The organism is Luteibacter sp. 9133 (assembly GCF_000800155.1).
GTDB lineage: Bacteria > Pseudomonadota > Gammaproteobacteria > Xanthomonadales > Rhodanobacteraceae > Luteibacter > Luteibacter mycovicinus.
In genome coordinates, this window is the sequence record NZ_JUHO01000001.1 from 3,050,350 (window position 1) to 3,066,257 (window position 15,908).

Sequence of the window (15,908 nt, forward strand, 5' to 3'; positions counted from 1 at the left end):
TCTACGTGTTGCCTCCCGGCGGGTCAAGCCGGATTAGGGAACGCAGGACGATCCCACCGGTAGCGGGTTGACGATGATCGATCCCGACGCCCGCAGTGTCATTGTGGTGCCTTGGGTGCCCGAATCGCTTGTTCCCGCTGCGCTGTCGACAGTCTCGCTCCCCTTCGGCCGGCTACACGCCACGAACGTGAGCTGGGTACGGGTGGCGCCCGTGGTAACGAAGCCACCTGTCTGGTTGAAGGTAATGACAGCGGTGTCGGTAGCCCGCAGCGATACGCCTTTCAACGCTGCCTGGGTGCGCAGAATGTCCATATTGCCTGAGGTAGCCGAGTAAACCTGATTGGCTCCCGCGGCGGTCACATCGTAGGAGTACACAATCCAGCCAACGTCGTAGTTGTACGGCGACGTGCTGGTCACGGCGCAAGTCGCGCCATCGGCGCTCCGGCACAGCGAGACGAAACGATGCTGGCTTGCGGCCTGCCCGCGAGCAAACTGCATGTCCCCCGAGATCGTATTCATCGCATTAGCGACACTTCCTCGACGCATGGTGGAACGGAAGCTCGGCACCGCGACGGCCAGAAGAATAGCCAGCACCAGTACGGTCACCATTAGTTCGACCACGGTAAAACCCACCACCCGCCGCGGCATTGGTACCCTTTCCGCATGATTCGCCATCACCAGCAGTTCCCGTTGCTGTTTTTTGCAGTATCGGATGCCGCCGGCAGTTTATTGCCGCGCGAGTCGATACTGAGCGCACCACAAACATCCCTCTGCTGGGCGTTGGTCGGGTTCACCGTGGCCGTATAGTTTTTTGTCAGGTCGGTCGAGGTGATGACCACCGTGTAGTAACCCTTCTCCGATGTCACCGAGCCCAGTTTCAGGTCACCCGTCACCGGCTCACCGCCGTAGGTATTGAATGTCGAGTAGTAGCGCTCCTGCGCGTTGGCGACGCGCATGAGCAGCTGCTGGCCGTCGGATCGGCGTGCACGATACGCGTAACGCGTATAGGACGGGATGGCGATCATTGCGAGGACCGCGATGACAGCCACTACGATCATCAGCTCGATCAGCGTATAGCCCGCATAACGTCGCGAGTTACTGGTCATTGAGAATCCTCCAGGAGCGTCGACGCCAGATCGGCGAGCCCACGGTGAAGGGGGTGCCCGTCTTGGACACCGTGGTGCCCGGGATGATGACACTGCCACCACCGATGACCGTGGCGGCCGGCAGGCCACCAGATGCTGGCGGATTCTTCACGCGTGCGCCCACGGTAGTGAAACCGGTACCTACGGAACCGAAACCTACGTTAACGCCCGCACCCGCGCCACCGGAAGCCGCGTCGACGACCATGATCGCACCATCGCGGCCGGGATCGCACGGATCAGCCGTGGTGGGAATGAGCGTAGAGACGATCACGCGATTGGTATCGAACAATGCCGTTGGCGTCGCGACGACACGCTCACCCTTGATCCCCGAAATGTTGAGGTCGAAGTACCAGCCCTTCTGCGTATTGGAGATCGCGTTGCTGGTGAGCGAACGCGCCCCGCTGGCATCCTCGGCCAAGGTCTGTGCCAGCAGAGACGCGCGCACCACAGGGAGGCCGGTCGGCGTGGGACCCGGATCGCGGATGCCGTAAACCGACTGCGTCACGGCACCTGTCGTGGTGCGATCTTCCAGGCCAAGGAACTTGCCCGTACCGAAGACCACCATGAAATACTGCGATGTCGGATCCGGAAGCAGGCGCGGCATCACCGTGATCGGCTGAGCCTCGTTGGTCGCCGGCTTGAACAGCAGATCCACCTGCCCCGTCGAAAGATCTCTCAGGTCGAAACGCCACATATTGCCGACAAGGTCACCCGCAAAGGCGACATCGTCGATCTGGTCATTGTTGTAATCGCCCAGCACGGGCGATGCCAGGCCGTAACTCGTGATGGTCTGGCCGGCGTAGCTGGTCGGCGTCTTGAACTCCTTTAAAAGCGCACCAGTCTGCGCGTCGAGCACGAAAAGCGAACTATAGGTGTTCTTCGATGCGGCGGGAGGGCTCGTGTTTGAACTCGGAAAATACCCGGCCGGGACCAGCACCACCCAACGCCCGTTGGAAAGGCGGCCCACGTTAGGCGTACCGTAGGTGAAGCCGAGATTGGTGCCGACGGCGTTACCCATCGAATCCTTGCTGTCGCTGGTAAACTCCCAGAGCACTTTCGACGCCACGCCCGCAGCGGTCGTCGCCGTGGGGTCGGTGATGTCGAGGGCGTAGACCCCGCGACCGCCCAGACGCAGGCCACCGACGAGGATGGTGTGCCAGCCTTGCACCGATGCCGCGCCCTGACTGAAATACACATCGCGATAGATCGGCGTCGCATCGACGGTCGGCGCGTACTGGAAGTTGTCCTTCTTACTCATCTGGTAGAGGTTGGACATGACCGCTGACGGGATGAACGCCCAGCGCTCACGCCCCGGCGAATCCAAACCCGACGTCACCGTGGTTGCATCGAACGCGTGGAGCATGCCGTCATTGCCGCCTACGTAGACCGTGGGCTTGCGCGCCTTATTGTCGGCGACGTACTGGGAATATGACTTGGCCGGGTTTGCCGCATATGCGGCGGTTTCCGGTGCCGTCGTGCCAGCCGCCGACTTGGGGAAGGCGTCGCGATAGCCGCTGCTCGGGTAGCTGACGTAAACCGGCTGCGAATTGATGATCGCCCCCAGCGTCGTTAAACGCGTGCGCAACAGGGCGCCTTCATCCGTACGATTGCCGGCCACCCAGTTGATGCGGGCCGTCGCGTTGGTATCCGTTGATTCCTGCGCCGCGGCGCTACCGCTCCCATCCGACGAATGCATAATCGCCCAGCTCGCCGACGCCGATGCTTTCAATGCCGTTGGCGAGAAGACGATACCCGTCGACTGGCCTGGGCCCGACGTGGTGGCGATGAAGCGATCGGTATAGGCCCGCGCGTCCAGCAGCGAGTTGGCGGACCACAGCTTCGTACCTGTCGCACCGGTCGTGGTGATGGGGTAAGCGTCGAGCGTGCCAGTCCAGTCGGACGATGTGAAACCGGGGATGTAGGTGATCGACCCGTCGTTGAGTACACCGCTGCTGAGCGCGGCGGACACTGAACTCGACGACGCTGTGACCACCGAATTGATGATGTTGACCAGCCCGTTGACCAGCGTCTGCGGGTCCGATGCGTTGAAGAAGCCGCCGCGGCTGTTGATTGCACCGTGCCAGGTGTCGTCGACGGCCTGGCGAGAATTGTTGACCGGATACGGCCATGCCTTTGTGCCGGCACGCAGCGCGGACAGGTCGCCGGGATAGTCGAGTGTGCCTGCCACACCCAGCGTCACGAAGAACTGCGAGACATGCTGCCACGTGGCGGGGTCATTGGCGGGATTCCAATAAACGGACGGCGTGGCGCCCGGATTTGCCGGATCGACCTTGACCCCGGTCGGTGCGGACAAATCCGCCCAATACGGCTTGACACCGTTTTTGAGCGTCGGCTGCATATCGTTCGACCAGTAATACCAAGCGATATTCGCCATGGACGTAAGGTACTCACCACCGGTGACGTTGCCGAAAATCCTCGACACCGCCGCGGTCGGGCTGTAAACGGTCGCATCGGGTAAGGTCTGCCCCGTGTCGCTTACGTTGCTGTCGGTCAGCGGCGGTACGCTGTTGCTGCCTGCGGGAGCGGCGGGATCGCCCTCGTTCCAGTAGCCGTCGGTAATCAGCATATGGAAGTTCTTTCGACAGACGAGGTCGGCCGAATCCGCGGCCGCGGTGTTGCCATTCCAGTAAGGATCGAGCTGATCCTTACTAAGCGCCCGGCGGAAGATGTTATTGGCTCGGATGGTCGCAGCACGTGCGGGTGTGCTGTAGCCTCCCGCGGTCTGGAAAATCCAGTCATACATGGCACGACGAACATCGCTGTCGAGATTGCCGAGGTCCTGCATGTAGCTCTTCGCCGTAATGACCACACCCGGAGATCCGCTGCGATTCATACTCTGCCACACCACACGGATCGAGTTGCCGATCTTCGCGAAAGCCTGCGACATCGTAGTACGTGTCATCAAATTACGGGTGCGGTAGTAGGCGAACCAGTTGGCGAAATTCTGGTATTGCGTAGTGGGAACCTGGATGGCTTCCCAGTTGTTGGCGGTGTAGAGCGTCGAGGTGTTCACCGTCCCGTCGGTATTCGTAATGGACACGCCGGCCTTGAGGCGGTAATAGAACGGTCCACCATTACGGATAAGGCCGTTCGGATCCGCGGTCGTACCCGTATACGCGCTGCGCAGGTTGGTTGTGCAAGACCACCGGTTGTCGGTGGTCGTGGTCGTCACGTTACCCTTCTTGTCCGTTGTCGTCGTCTGGGACCAGGTCCCCGTCATGTCCGTAACGCGCGAATCGTCGGCGTCGGTTTCGCCGTTTCGGTTGCCGAGGTAACTCGCGCTGCTGGCAGGCGTGGTGGGGTTGGCGGAGGAAGGGCGATTCACGTCGACGCCATCGAGCCAGACGTATTTCAGTGTCGCGTCGGCGTTCGGAAAGGACGTGCCGTCGGCGTATACCGGCGGTGTGTACACGATATTAGGGTTGTAGTAGACGCCGTTCATGGCCCCCGAGCGGCGATCGCTCGCGTCGGTAACGCGGGGATCGATTACGCCCGCGCACATCCACGGCTGCCCGGTATTCCAGCCGCCGCCATCGAAAGGACGGGAGTCGCCCATGAAATAGCTGGCCATTGAACCGGAGTCATCGAATGTCACCGCGAGGTTGGGCGGCACGCTGGTCGTCAGATCCGGCGGCGTTGTTACCAGGTCGGTCGTCTTCGCGGTCGCGAGGCCGGACCATCCGCCGAAGCCAGTAAGAAGCATGGCAGCCAGCAGGCTGCAGGTGCGAGAAGTCGTATTCACGAAAGTCATCGTCATGCTTCCCGTCAATTGGCCTTGGCCGCAAACGTGGTCTCGATCACCCGGACCGTGTTGTCGTTGGAACCGGTCGAGCGCGCGGTGATGCGATAGATATGGCTGTCGGTGCTCGTATTCCCCGTGCCTGGCGCGGTCTGCCCCGATTCGTGTTGCGAGCCGAACCCGGACGGCAACTCCACGCCGAGGTCCTCAATCACGTACACCGGATCTTTGCTGAGCCTGAAGCTCTTGTCCGAACTTGCCGCGGTGAGGACACCGGCGGCATACGTCGTGGCCCCGGTCGCCAGCCAGCCGGGAGCGGCACGGAAGGCGTCCACGGTCGTGTTCGGCGTGGTCGCGTCGTACATGTAGCAATCCGGTCCGGAAGAGGTGCAGGTCATCGGCGTGCCGTTGCTGGCGGTCCACAACTTCCACTCCGCGCCACGCAGGGCCGATTCCGCACCGAAGTCGGCTATCTGCGAACTGCGCAGGCCTCCGACCAGCCTCAGCTGGATCAGCGATGTGCCAGAGGCCGCGATCGCGAGCACAGTCATCAGCAGGAGAAAAATCAGCGCGAGGACGAGAACGACGCCGCCCTGTCGCCCGCGGGTAGCCGTGAAACGTCGCATGGAAGAAGTACGCATGGTCACGGGTCTCACGGGTTGTAGTTGCGAAGCATGACGAGCGCCGTGAACTGGCGGCGTAACCGCTTGTCCTGGAAGCCCTGCGTCGTCGGGCGGATCGACAGCTTCGATGTGTCCGTAACGCTTGGATCTACCGGCGCGTAGACACCGCTGGATGCGTCGGGCGTGTACACGAACGACAGCTCAGGCGTGGTCAGCGTCGGCATTACGTCCTGGCCGGCGAGCAGGATCGATACCTCGATGCTCTTCACGGCGCGCCAGAGGCAGCCCGCATCGCTGGTGGTCAGGCCGGCCGCGGTCGGCGGACAGGTGATGCTGCCGGAGGAGGATTTCGCGGCATCGACCTCATCGGCGGTCAGGAAGCGAATCCCGCCGCTGGCATCTTCCACGCCGTAACGGAAAGTCAGGCGCTCGACGCCACGGATCAGTTCCTGGTCAGGTACGGTGGACGAAGGGCCATTCACGCGACGCATCAGCGCGCCGGTCTTCACGCCACTAGCCGTGCCGTTGTCACTGACGACCTGCACGTAGTAGGTGACGTTGCGCATGTCGTTGGTAAAGTCGAAGATCCGCGGCGCCGACTGCGGCTGCAGCGCAAGCGGTGCACTGAAGTTGTTGGTACTGTCGGGCACGACCGTGGAGGTCCCGAAACCCGTGACCGCGAACACCTGCGCGCTTGAACAATCCGACAGAAGAGCCAGGTTCCCCTTGAAGTCCGTGACCGGCGGCTCCTTCAGCGTAGCGTCCGGCACGATCGACACCGATGCGATGGTGCCGTCGGGGTTCGCCGTGACCTGACTCGTCTTGCCGATGCGCCACCCGCGCGAAGAATCGAGATAACGCACAGTCAGCACGTCGGTACCGATAACGCGGTTGCCGATGGCGGTTCCCGCAGTGGCCGCATTGCCGGCCAGGAAGGTCGGTTGGATCGGGGTGCAGGCGGCGGAGCCCGTACAGTTGTACCCGCGCATGAACATGAATGACGGCATCTGATACGTCGCCGTCGGTTCGGTCGGATAGGTCACCGTACCCGAGGTGGTGCCCCAGGCGCTGGTGTTATCGAACAGACCCGTGATGAATTTCTTAGCGTAGATCTTGGGCGTACGCAGCCCGTCAAGATACACGCCCAGCGTGCTCTGGTTGGCAATGCCGCCCGTGTTGTTGCAGTACACGCCATTGGCCATCGACAGGTCGTCGGTCAGCTGTCCGATCGCGAAACGGCCATCTTCCTGCATGTGCGCCATCTGCGTCTGCACGCGATTGCTGCTGGAGGTCGAGAGAAACACGGTGATGATGCCGCCCGCTACGAGCAGGCCAAGCACCATGGCGACCATCAACTCAACCAGGGTCACACCTCGCTGAAACGCACGCCGGAATGACTGCCGCATCATGGCTCGAATACCCAGGTAAAGGATTGCAGGCTGCTCGAATCGGTGTTGTCGTCCGACCCGGAGGCACTCAGACCTCGCTCGGCATACGTGACGGTCATCGTGCAGCGACCGCCATAAGGGGGCCGCATATTGAACTGGGCGGTCGGGTCGTACCCTGCAGACGAGGTGTCGCAAGCTATCTTGGAAGCGCCCAGGCCGGGCAGGAAAGCCGCCAGCTGGGTGCTCCAGATGATCTTGTCGCGCAGCGCCACATCGGCCGGCGAACAGGCCGCAGTCTTATTGCAGGTCGGCACCGTGCCGGTCACGGGATAGGCCGCGTCGTAACTCTTGTTCCAGATTCCGACCGGGTTGGCGCGCATCCGGTCGGCCATGCTGCTGGCCAGGAAGGTGAGCTGGGTCCGGACGAAAGCCGTCTGGTTGGAGCGCGTAGACATGACCAGCAAACCGGCCAGACCGATCAGTCCGATCGAGAAGATCAGGACTGCCATCAATACTTCCACTAGCGACACGCCGCGCTGCGCGCGGCGGCGATATACCTGGGCCACGTGTTCTCCCCCATTGCCGACTGTCGCAGGCTACGGCGATCCCTGACACAGAGCCAGATTCTGCCGACAAGCGGTCACACTTTCCTGACAAGCGGCCTGTTCCTGAGTGCGGGTCTGGGGCACCATCTGTTTTGCCGTACCCGGCCGCTGCCGGAGTCATTCGCTATGCAAGGGGAAGTCGTATGCGTCTCGCCACCATCCTGCTAGCCGCGCTAATCGCGGCTCCCTCCGCCACCTTGGCGCAGTCGGACGGGTTACCGGGTCACACTCTGGGCGAAGCAGGCGAGGCATCGGTGATCGGAGTTTTCGTCTGTGGTCTGCCGCCCTCTTCCATTGACGAGATGAAGACCAACGTCGATCGCTTCGTCGCCGGCGGAAGCACGAGTGCGGATTTCGCCAAGGGACAGGCGCAGGCCACCCGTTCGATCCAGGACATCCGGGACTCGTCCGTACCTGATTTCAGCGAAATGCGGGCCGGCCGTTGCCCGGAGGTGACGGCCTTGCTCAAGGACATCTCCGTCACGCGATAGCGTCGCCACAGAACACGAACTTCTCCTTCACGCCTGCCGAGGCTCCATGGCACTCACTTACCGGAGATTCGCCATGACCCACGACCGCCAGGACGTCACCCATCCCGACCACGGCCAGCCTGACCACAAGGAAACCGCGGCGGAAAAGCAGTCGCGCAAGGACAAGGCCAGCGACAACCTCGACCACGCCCTCGAGGAAAGTATGGATGGCAGCGATCCGGTTTCCCCGTTCGTCCCCGCGAAGGCACCGAAGTAGGCCCGACCAGGGTTCACAACGGGGTGCGCGCCGACACCGCGACGTAGCCTCGGGATAACAAAGCGGTCACGGACCGGCGGCCACAATAGCGCCGGTCCACCTGGAGTGTTCCTGTGCTCGCGCAATACGTATTTACCGCCGCCAATGCCGTCTTTCGCATCGTCCGCCATGGACACCGTTGGCGTGCCCTGCGCGATACGACGGAAATCGGTCGCTTCGACACGGCGGAGGCGGCCGCGCTCAGCCTGCGAGACGCCTGGCGGGACGCACGCCTGCCCCGCCGCCTGACGGACTGGCGTTTCCTCCCGCCTGCCGCCCTGGGCCACCTCGCGCCCCCCAGCGCCGCCGTGCTGGCTCGCCTGGCCGCTGCCTGAGTCATCCGCCGCGTCATGAGAGCCCACGGCGCCCGAAAGTGCATATCGCACTGCCGTTTGGGCGCAAAAATGCATGGCCTCCGGCTATAGAACGGTAGACGCGCGGCCCGCCCAGGGACCAAAACGACCTGCTCGGCCTCATGCGCGACTGAGCGCCGGGTCAGGGACGTCCGGACCACTCGCGCGCCAGCAGCGCATAGATGACGTCGTCGACCCACTCGCCGCGGAAACGGTAGCTCTCCACGTGATGGGCCTCCTGGCGGAATCCCAGTGACCGCAGCAAGGCAATGCTGCTGACGTTACGGGGATCGACCGAGCCGACGGCACGGCGGTAGCCCCACTCCCGGAAAGCACGATCGAGGGCGGCCGCCATGGCTTCGCGTGCGTAGCCCATGCCCTGTTTCTCGGGCCGGAGCGATATACCGAACTCGATCGGATCGTCCGTTCCCGCGGGAAAATGCACGCCGAGGTCGCCAAGAAGCTCCCGGGTGACACGATCGCGGATGGCCAGCTGGCACCAGCTGCCGGGCTCACCGAACACCTGAGCCGCTTGCCTGCGGATGAAGTCCGCCGCCTCGGCTTCGTCCGCAGGCCGCCAGCCCTGGTAACGCGCGACGGCCTCGTCGCCCCGGTAGGCAAACAGTAGGGCGGCATCGCCGGATGTCAGGCCATCGACGTACAACCGCGCGGTTTCGAACCTGCCTTCCATGACTCACTCCCTGTGTGGAAAGCCAAGCGTAGCCGATCAGTCGTCCGATTCGCGCGCCTGGAAAGCGGCGCGCGACGCGACGATCGCGTCGTGATGCTCTTCGGCCCATAACCAGACGCTGCAGAACGCGGCGCCCAGGCTCAGACCGATCGGCGTCAGCTCGTATTCGACGCGTGGCGGCACGACGGGGTAGACGGTGCGGGTTACCAAGCCATCGGCCTCCATCTGGCGCAAGGTCTTGGTCAGCATTTTCTGGCTGACGTCACCCATGAGGTCGGCCAGCCGGCCAAACCGCAGGCGGCCATGGTCCGCCAGCACCTCGAGGCAGACCATGGTCCAGCGGTCGGCGACCCGACCGATGATGTCCCTCACCAATGCATCGAGTTCGGGCTCGGTGCGCTCTTCACCCAACGCACGACAGGGCTCGTCGTAGCGTGGCTTCGATTTCGATGTCGCGGACATGGCGCCATTCCTCATGGTTACCGGATGGTAAGTATGGAACTTTCGGGAGCCTACTTTCCATTGGTTCGTAACGAGTCTAGCCTGCCAACTCCCTTCCCACCAGCGAGAAACTCATGGACATCAAGGGCAATACGATCCTCATCACCGGCGGCGGCTCGGGCATTGGCCGAGCGCTGGCGGAGGCGTTCCACGCGCATGGCAATCAGGTCATCATCGCCGGGCGGCGCCAGTCGGTACTCGACGAGACCACGGCGGCGAACCCGGGCATGGCATCCGCCCTGCTCGACATCGAGGACCCCGCGGCGATCGTGCGTTTCGCCGAACAGGTGAAGCGCGAGCATCCGGCCCTCAATGTCGTCATCCACAACGCCGGCATCATGCGTCCCGAGGACACGAAGTCCGGTGCGACGGATACCGCCGAGTCGACGATCGCCACCAACCTGCTCGGGCCCATCCGGCTCAACGCCGCGCTGATCGACCACCTGCTGGCGCAGCCGAAAGCGACCGTCGTCACCGTGTCGTCGGGCCTCGCGTTCATGCCCCTGTCGCTGACGCCGACGTACTGCGCCACGAAGGCCGCGATCCATTCGTATACGAATTCCTTGCGATATCAGCTGAAAGACACGAGCGTGAAGGTGCTGGAGATCGTGCCGCCTTATGTCCAGACCGAACTAATGGGCGAACACCAGAAGAACGACCCGCACGCGATGCCGCTGGACGAATTCATCGCCGAAGTCATGACGCTGATCGAATCGCAGCCGGAGGCGCACGAGATCCTGGTCGAGCGGGTCAAGCCGTTGCGGTTCGCTGAAGCAAGCGGCAAGTTCGACGGCTTCTTCAAGCAGTTCAACGACGAGATGGTCAGGCAGCGGACGTAATATTTACGACGTCGTTACCCGAAAAGCGCCCCGCTCGCGCAGCGTTTTTACGCACGACGCCCGGATACTGGCTTCCCCTCCATGGAGTCGCCACCGATGTCGATCGTCGTGATCACCGCACCGCGTCACGGGCCCACCAACGCCACATGCGCCGAGCACGCCATGTGGCGTTTGTGGGAGCGTGCTCAGGCATCGGGCGTCGACCTTCTGTGGCGTCCGTGCAGTGACTTTCCCGAGCTGACGGGTCATATCGGGCGATCGTCGTCCGACCATGCGGACCTCGTGCTGATCGATGTCGACGCCAACGATGTACCCGACGGCGATGTCGCTCAGCTGCGCGATGCGCTCGCCGCGTTGCCCGTGCCCTACATCGAAGTGCACGACGACAGCGATGCATCGGACGCGTCGGAACTCGTCCCCGGCCATCCCTGCCTGGCAAGTGTCGTGGTACCGGGCGACACCATGGCCAGCTATGACATGGCGCTGGCGATCGGTCTGCGCTATCTCTCGAACGAATCGCGCCTCGCCGCATAGGCCCCGCGCAGGCGACGCGGGTCACGCAGGCACAAAAAAACCCGCATCAGCGGGTTTTTTGCTGTCCCCGGAACCGCTCGGCGGCAGTTCGGGAGAAATCATGGTGCCGGAAATAGGAATCGAACCTACGACCTCATCATTACGAATGACGCGCTCTACCAACTGAGCTATTCCGGCGAGAAGCGGAATTCTAGGGAAGCTTGGCCCGAGGCGCAAGCCCTCAACTGGCCAGACGCAGTTCCTTCGGCAGCGCGAAGGTGATGTTTTCGGCTTCACCGTCCAGCTCACGCACGCTGCCCGCGCCCCACGACTGCAGCCGCGCGATCACTTCCTGCACCAGTTTCTCGGGCGCGGACGCGCCCGCGGTGACACCGATGCGGGTCGTGCCCTCGAGCCACTGGCGATCGATGTGCTCGGCGCCGTCGATCAGGTAGGAGGTGACGCCCTGCTTCTCCGCCAGCTCTTTCAGCCGATTGGAGTTGGAGCTGTTGATCGAACCGACCACCAGCACCAGGTCCACGGCGTCGGCGAGACGGCGCACGGCGTCCTGCCGGTTCTGCGTCGCGTAACAGATGTCGTCCTTGCGCGGACCTTCGATGGCGACGAACTTCGCACGCAGCGCCGCGATGATGGCGATGGTGTCGTCCACCGACAGCGTGGTCTGCGTGACGAAGGCGAGCTTGTCGGGCTGCGACGGCGAGAGATCGGCGACGTCCTCGACCGATTCGACCAGATAGATACGACCCGCGTTTGCGCGGTTCCACTGACCCATCGTGCCCTGCACTTCCGGGTGACCGGCGTGACCGATCAGGATGACGTCGTGACCGGCACGGCCGAGCCGGGCGACCTCCATATGCACCTTGGTAACCAGGGGGCATGTGGCGTCGAAGACATTCAGGGCGCGGCGGTCGGCTTCCTCGCGGACGGCCTTGGGCACGCCGTGCGCGCTGAAGATCACCGTGGAGCCGTCGGGCACTTCGTCCAGCTCTTCCACGAACACGGCGCCATCGGCGCGCAGGCGCTCGACCACGAACCGATTGTGGACGACTTCATGGCGGACGTAGATCGGGGCGCCGTATGACTCCAGGGCGCGCTCCACGATCGCGATGGCACGGTCGACGCCGGCGCAGAAACCACGGGGATTGGCGAGAAGGATGTCCAAGGGGACCTCGAGATGAGCGGTGGCGGCCGAAGCCGCCGGACCCCGCGATTATCGCACGTCGGGCTTCTGCGGACCGCTGAACAGGCTGAACACGATCAGGGCCGCCGCGCCCACGCAGATGGACGAATCCGCGACGTTGAAGACCGGAAAGGGGTAGCTGCCGATGAATACCTGGATGAAATCGGTGACCTTGGCCGCATGGAGGCGGTCGATGACGTTACCGAGCGCCCCACCGACGATCAGGGCCAGCGGCAGCGCCGTGCGCCAGTCGTTCCGCGGCGTACGCGACAACCAGACCCCCAGCGTGCCGCTGATGACGGCGGCCAGGACGACGAAGAACCAGCGTTGCCACCCGGCGCTGTCCGCCAGGAAACTGAACGCGGCGCCGGTGTTGAAGGTCAGCGTCCAGTTCAGGATGCCGGGGATCACCGGATGCGGCGTCTCGGCCGGCTGCAGGGCCGTCAGGGCCCACCACTTGCTCAGCTGGTCGAGCACGATCATGGCGGCGGCGAGCCAGAGCCAGGACAAGGCGTTCGGTTTGGGACGTACAGTCATGCATTCAGCCATGTGAAACGGAGCGTCCCGTGCCGCCGGAGCGGCGGCACGGGTGGTTCGGGTCGGGCGGACTCGTCAGAACCAGCGGCGGTCTTCGCCCTGCCCCGTGACGTTCTCGACGCAGCGACCGCAGATCTCGGGGTGAGCCGGGTCGACTCCGACGTCGGGACGATGGTGCCAGCAACGGATGCACTTCACGTCCTCGCTGACGGCGGCGGCGACGTACACCTCCGCCCCCTCGAGCTCGACGCGCTCGGCCGAGGCCGGCCGACCCTCGAGGTCCGCCAGCGTGACCGCCGAGGTGATGAAGAAGAACCGCAGCTCCGGAGCGGACGCGGCCAGAGCGACCTGGGTTTCCTTGTCCGCGTGCAGCGTCAGGGTCGCGTCCAGCGACGCGCCGATCTGGCCGGCTTTACGCATGCCCTCGAGCGCGCGCGACGCGGTCTCGCGAATGGCGAGCAGCTTGCCCCACCAGCCGCGCGTTTCACCGTCCTGATGCGTGTCCAGACCCTCGTACCAGGTCTCGAACAGCGGCGATTCGTCACGCGTGCCGGGCAGCAGGACCCACGCCTCTTCCGCCGTGAAGGTCATTATCGGTGCCAGCCAGCGGACCATCGCCTCGGCGATGCGATACATCGCACTCTGCGCGCTGCGGCGACCGCGGCTGTCGGTCGGCATCGTGTAGAGCCGGTCCTTGGTGATGTCCAGATAAAGCGCGCCCAGTTCGGTGGTGCAGAAGTTCTGCACGCGCTGCACGATCTCCGGGAAGTCGTAGCGCTCGTACGCGGCGACGATCGCCGCCTGCGTATCGGCCGCCTGCTGCACCGCCCAGCGATCCAGATCGAGGCACGCGTCCGTGGCAAGCAGGTGCTTGTCCGGATCGAAGCCATCGAGGTTGCCGAGCAGAAAACGGACCGTGTTGCGGATGCGACGATACGTGTCCGCCACGCGCTTCAGGATCTCGTCCGACAGCGACATCTCGTTGCGGTAATCGGTCGAGCAGATCCACAGACGCAGGATGTCCGCGCCGAGGGTCTTCATGATGTCCTGTGGCTCGATGCCGTTGCCCAGCGACTTGGACATCTTGCGGCCCTGCGCGTCCACGGTGAAGCCGTGGGTGAGCACATGGTCGTATGGCGCGCGGCCGTGGATGGCGGCCGACGTGAGCAGCGACGACTGGAACCAGCCGCGATGCTGATCCGAGCCCTCGAGATACATGACCTTGTATTCGCTCGCGTCACCCGCCTGCAGTTCGGGACGCGCGCCGATCACGGCGAAGTGGCTCGTACCCGAGTCGAACCAGACGTCGAGCACGTCGGTCACTTTCTCGTAGTTGTCCGCGTCGTCGCCGATCAGCTCGCGCGGATCCAGCGTGAACCAGCAGTCGATGCCCTCCTGCGCGACCTTCTTCGCGACTTTCTCCATCAGCGCGACGGAGTCCGGATGCGGCTCATGCGTGTTCTTGTCGATGAACAGCGTGATCGGCACGCCCCACGTGCGCTGACGGGAGATGCACCAGTCGGGACGCCCATCGACCATACCGGCGATGCGCTCTTCGCCCCAGCCCGGCACCCAGCGCACGGACTTGATCGAGCTCAGCGCGGTCTTGCGCAGGCCGGCCGTTTCCATGCCGATGAACCACTGCGGAGTGGCGCGATAGATCACCGGCGTCTTGTGGCGCCAGCAATGCGGATAGCTGTGCGTGAGTTTGGCGAAAGCGAGCAGGACGCCATGGCCGCGCAGCAGCTCGACGATCTGGTCGTTGGCCTTCCAGATGTGCGTGCCGGCGAGCGACACGTCGCCGATCAGCGGCAGGTCGGCGCGATAGACGCCGCGACCGTCGACGTAATTGAGCGTACCGATGCCGTAGTTCTGGCCAACGGCGAAATCCTCCGCGCCGTGATCGGGCGAGGTGTGCACCGCACCGGTACCGTCTTCGTCCGACACGTGATCGCCGAGGATGACCGGCACCTGCTTGTCATAGAACGGATGACGCAGCGGCTTGTTCTCGAGCACGGCGCCCTGGACGTGGCCGAGCACGGTGGCGGTTTCGACGCCATAACGGGCGAGCGCCTTCGCGGCGAGCGCCGAGGCGATCACCAGCAGCACACGCTTGCCATCGCGCGACGGGCCTTCGACCAGCGAGTATTCGATCTCACCACCCAGCGACACGGCCTGGCTGGACGGCAGCGTCCACGGCGTCGTCGTCCAGATGGGCACGGCGACGATGGCGTCGCCCACGTCGACGCCAAACTCGGCACCGAGGTCTTTCGGATACACGGCGTCGTAGGCGACATCGACGGCCGGCGACGTGCGCTCGGCGTATTCGATCTCCGCCTCGGCCAGTGCGGAACCGCAGTCGAAGCACCAGTACACGGGCTTGGCGCCGCGCACGACATGGCCGTTATCGACGATCCGCGCCAGCGCGCGGATCATGTCGGCCTCATAGGTGAAGTCGAGGGTGCGATAGGGCTTTTCCCAGTCGCCGAGCACACCGAGACGCTTGAAGTCGGCGCGCTGCAGGTCGATCTGCGCCATCGCGTACTCGCGGCATTTCTGCCGGAACGCGGCGGCGTCGAGCTTGTCGCCCGCCTTGCCGAACTTCTTTTCGATGGCGATTTCGATCGGCAGGCCGTGGCAATCCCAGCCCGGCACGTACGGGGCGCGGTAACCGGCCATCAGCTTCGACTTGACGACGACGTCCTTCAGCACCTTGTTGACCGCGTGGCCCAGGTGAATGGCGCCGTTGGCATAGGGCGGGCCGTCGTGCAGCACGAACACCTTGTCGCGACCCGCGGCCTTCGCCTGGATCTGCGCATAGCGGCCCACACGCTCCCACGTGGCGAGCCAGGTCGGCTCGCGCTTGGGAAGGTCGCCGCGCATCGGGAAGTCCGTCTGCGGCAGATTGATGGTGTTTTTGTAATCCTGGGTCATCGCTGGCAACCGTGGGTTTCGGGGCGGACGCG

General features: G+C 63.8%; 16 protein-coding genes and 1 tRNA gene. 5 read left to right on the plus strand and 12 right to left on the minus strand.

The features are described 5' to 3' along the window. Positions 1 to 33 precede the first annotated feature (33 nt). The 6 genes from FA87_RS13240 to pilV are packed head-to-tail and all read right to left on the minus strand — an operon-like array spanning position 34 to position 7,482. Positions 34 to 675 (minus strand): GspH/FimT family pseudopilin, encoded by a 642-nt coding sequence (locus FA87_RS13240; RefSeq protein ID WP_081996592.1) that lies wholly within the window; start codon positions 673 to 675, stop codon positions 34 to 36. Then, the gene (locus tag FA87_RS13245) at positions 675 to 1,106 is read right to left on the minus strand and encodes a type IV pilin protein (RefSeq protein ID WP_043695153.1); all 432 of its coding nucleotides are present in this window, start codon (positions 1,104 to 1,106) and stop codon (positions 675 to 677) included. The genes FA87_RS13240 and FA87_RS13245 overlap by 1 nt, the downstream gene beginning before the upstream one ends. Further along, entirely contained in the window at positions 1,096 to 4,908 is a 3,813-nt protein-coding gene (locus tag FA87_RS13250; protein ID WP_197062417.1) for a PilC/PilY family type IV pilus protein, read from the minus strand. Before FA87_RS13250 ends, FA87_RS13245 begins: the two co-directional genes overlap by 11 nt. A gap of 23 nt (positions 4,909 to 4,931) precedes the next feature. Further along, positions 4,932 to 5,546 (minus strand): PilX N-terminal domain-containing pilus assembly protein, encoded by a 615-nt coding sequence (locus FA87_RS13255; protein ID WP_081996593.1) that lies wholly within the window; start codon positions 5,544 to 5,546, stop codon positions 4,932 to 4,934. 11 nt (positions 5,547 to 5,557) lie between these two features. After that, positions 5,558 to 6,937 carry a PilW family protein gene (locus tag FA87_RS13260; RefSeq protein WP_081996594.1) on the minus strand — a complete coding sequence of 460 codons (1,380 nt, stop codon included), beginning with the start codon at positions 6,935 to 6,937 and terminating at the stop codon, positions 5,558 to 5,560. Next, a complete protein-coding gene (pilV, locus tag FA87_RS19980; RefSeq protein WP_275041277.1) occupies positions 6,934 to 7,482 on the minus strand; it encodes a type IV pilus modification protein PilV in 549 nt (182 codons plus the stop codon). Before pilV ends, FA87_RS13260 begins: the two co-directional genes overlap by 4 nt. Before the next feature lie 182 nt (positions 7,483 to 7,664). Between pilV and FA87_RS13270 the strand changes: the two genes are divergently transcribed. From FA87_RS13270 to FA87_RS13280, 3 genes are all read left to right on the plus strand, one after another. After that, entirely contained in the window at positions 7,665 to 8,012 is a 348-nt protein-coding gene (locus FA87_RS13270; RefSeq protein WP_043695164.1) for a hypothetical protein, read from the plus strand. Between the two features lie 73 nt (positions 8,013 to 8,085). Continuing rightward, positions 8,086 to 8,268 carry a hypothetical protein gene (locus tag FA87_RS13275; RefSeq protein WP_036111460.1) on the plus strand — a complete coding sequence of 61 codons (183 nt, stop codon included), beginning with the start codon at positions 8,086 to 8,088 and terminating at the stop codon, positions 8,266 to 8,268. A gap of 113 nt (positions 8,269 to 8,381) precedes the next feature. Beyond that, positions 8,382 to 8,642, plus strand: a complete 261-nt coding sequence (locus tag FA87_RS13280; protein WP_051943396.1) for a hypothetical protein — start codon at positions 8,382 to 8,384, stop codon at positions 8,640 to 8,642. 160 nt (positions 8,643 to 8,802) lie between these two features. Here the strand turns inward: FA87_RS13280 and FA87_RS13285 are convergent, their stop codons facing one another. Further along, positions 8,803 to 9,351, minus strand: a complete 549-nt coding sequence (locus FA87_RS13285; protein WP_043695167.1) for a GNAT family protein — start codon at positions 9,349 to 9,351, stop codon at positions 8,803 to 8,805. 36 nt (positions 9,352 to 9,387) lie between these two features. Beyond that, complete coding sequence (locus FA87_RS13290) at positions 9,388 to 9,813, minus strand: helix-turn-helix domain-containing protein (protein ID WP_079522215.1); 426 nt, start codon at positions 9,811 to 9,813, stop codon at positions 9,388 to 9,390. A 113-nt stretch (positions 9,814 to 9,926) separates the two neighbouring features. Between FA87_RS13290 and FA87_RS13295 the strand changes: the two genes are divergently transcribed. Together FA87_RS13295 and FA87_RS19985 are read left to right on the plus strand one after the other, a co-directional pair. Then, a complete protein-coding gene (locus FA87_RS13295; RefSeq protein ID WP_043695170.1) occupies positions 9,927 to 10,691 on the plus strand; it encodes an SDR family oxidoreductase in 765 nt (254 codons plus the stop codon). A gap of 96 nt (positions 10,692 to 10,787) precedes the next feature. Further along, positions 10,788 to 11,225: a hypothetical protein gene (locus tag FA87_RS19985; RefSeq protein ID WP_052191356.1), complete on the plus strand. Its 438-nt coding sequence runs from the start codon at positions 10,788 to 10,790 to the stop codon at positions 11,223 to 11,225. Between the two features lie 101 nt (positions 11,226 to 11,326). Here FA87_RS19985 and FA87_RS13305 read toward each other — a convergent pair. From FA87_RS13305 to ileS, 4 genes are all read right to left on the minus strand, one after another. Then, a tRNA-Thr gene (locus FA87_RS13305) sits at positions 11,327 to 11,402 on the minus strand. Between the two features lie 43 nt (positions 11,403 to 11,445). After that, on the minus strand, positions 11,446 to 12,387 hold the full coding sequence (gene ispH / locus FA87_RS13310) for a 4-hydroxy-3-methylbut-2-enyl diphosphate reductase (protein WP_036111451.1): 942 nt from the start codon (positions 12,385 to 12,387) through the stop codon (positions 11,446 to 11,448). Positions 12,388 to 12,435: 48 nt separating this feature from the next. Continuing rightward, the gene (gene lspA / locus FA87_RS13315; protein WP_036111449.1) at positions 12,436 to 12,942 is read right to left on the minus strand and encodes a signal peptidase II; all 507 of its coding nucleotides are present in this window, start codon (positions 12,940 to 12,942) and stop codon (positions 12,436 to 12,438) included. Between the two features lie 75 nt (positions 12,943 to 13,017). Beyond that, on the minus strand, positions 13,018 to 15,876 hold the full coding sequence (gene ileS, locus FA87_RS13320) for an isoleucine--tRNA ligase (protein ID WP_043695174.1): 2,859 nt from the start codon (positions 15,874 to 15,876) through the stop codon (positions 13,018 to 13,020). Between the last annotated feature and the right edge of the window lie 32 nt (positions 15,877 to 15,908).

Coding starts and splice junctions, on each gene's coding strand:
- FA87_RS19985 (WP_052191356.1), top strand. CDS start 10,788: ATGTCGATCGTCGTGATCACCGCACCGCGTCACGGGCCCACCAACGCC.
- FA87_RS13285 (WP_043695167.1), bottom strand. CDS start 9,351: ATGGAAGGCAGGTTCGAAACCGCGCGGTTGTACGTCGATGGCCTGACA.
- FA87_RS13245 (WP_043695153.1), bottom strand. CDS start 1,106: ATGACCAGTAACTCGCGACGTTATGCGGGCTATACGCTGATCGAGCTG.
- FA87_RS13295 (WP_043695170.1), top strand. CDS start 9,927: ATGGACATCAAGGGCAATACGATCCTCATCACCGGCGGCGGCTCGGGC.
- FA87_RS13270 (WP_043695164.1), top strand. CDS start 7,665: ATGCGTCTCGCCACCATCCTGCTAGCCGCGCTAATCGCGGCTCCCTCC.
- FA87_RS13260 (WP_081996594.1), bottom strand. CDS start 6,937: ATGATGCGGCAGTCATTCCGGCGTGCGTTTCAGCGAGGTGTGACCCTG.
- FA87_RS13290 (WP_079522215.1), bottom strand. CDS start 9,813: ATGTCCGCGACATCGAAATCGAAGCCACGCTACGACGAGCCCTGTCGT.
- FA87_RS13240 (WP_081996592.1), bottom strand. CDS start 675: ATGGCGAATCATGCGGAAAGGGTACCAATGCCGCGGCGGGTGGTGGGT.
- ileS (WP_043695174.1), bottom strand. CDS start 15,876: ATGACCCAGGATTACAAAAACACCATCAATCTGCCGCAGACGGACTTC.
- FA87_RS13255 (WP_081996593.1), bottom strand. CDS start 5,546: ATGCGTACTTCTTCCATGCGACGTTTCACGGCTACCCGCGGGCGACAG.
- lspA (WP_036111449.1), bottom strand. CDS start 12,942: ATGACTGTACGTCCCAAACCGAACGCCTTGTCCTGGCTCTGGCTCGCC.
- FA87_RS13275 (WP_036111460.1), top strand. CDS start 8,086: ATGACCCACGACCGCCAGGACGTCACCCATCCCGACCACGGCCAGCCT.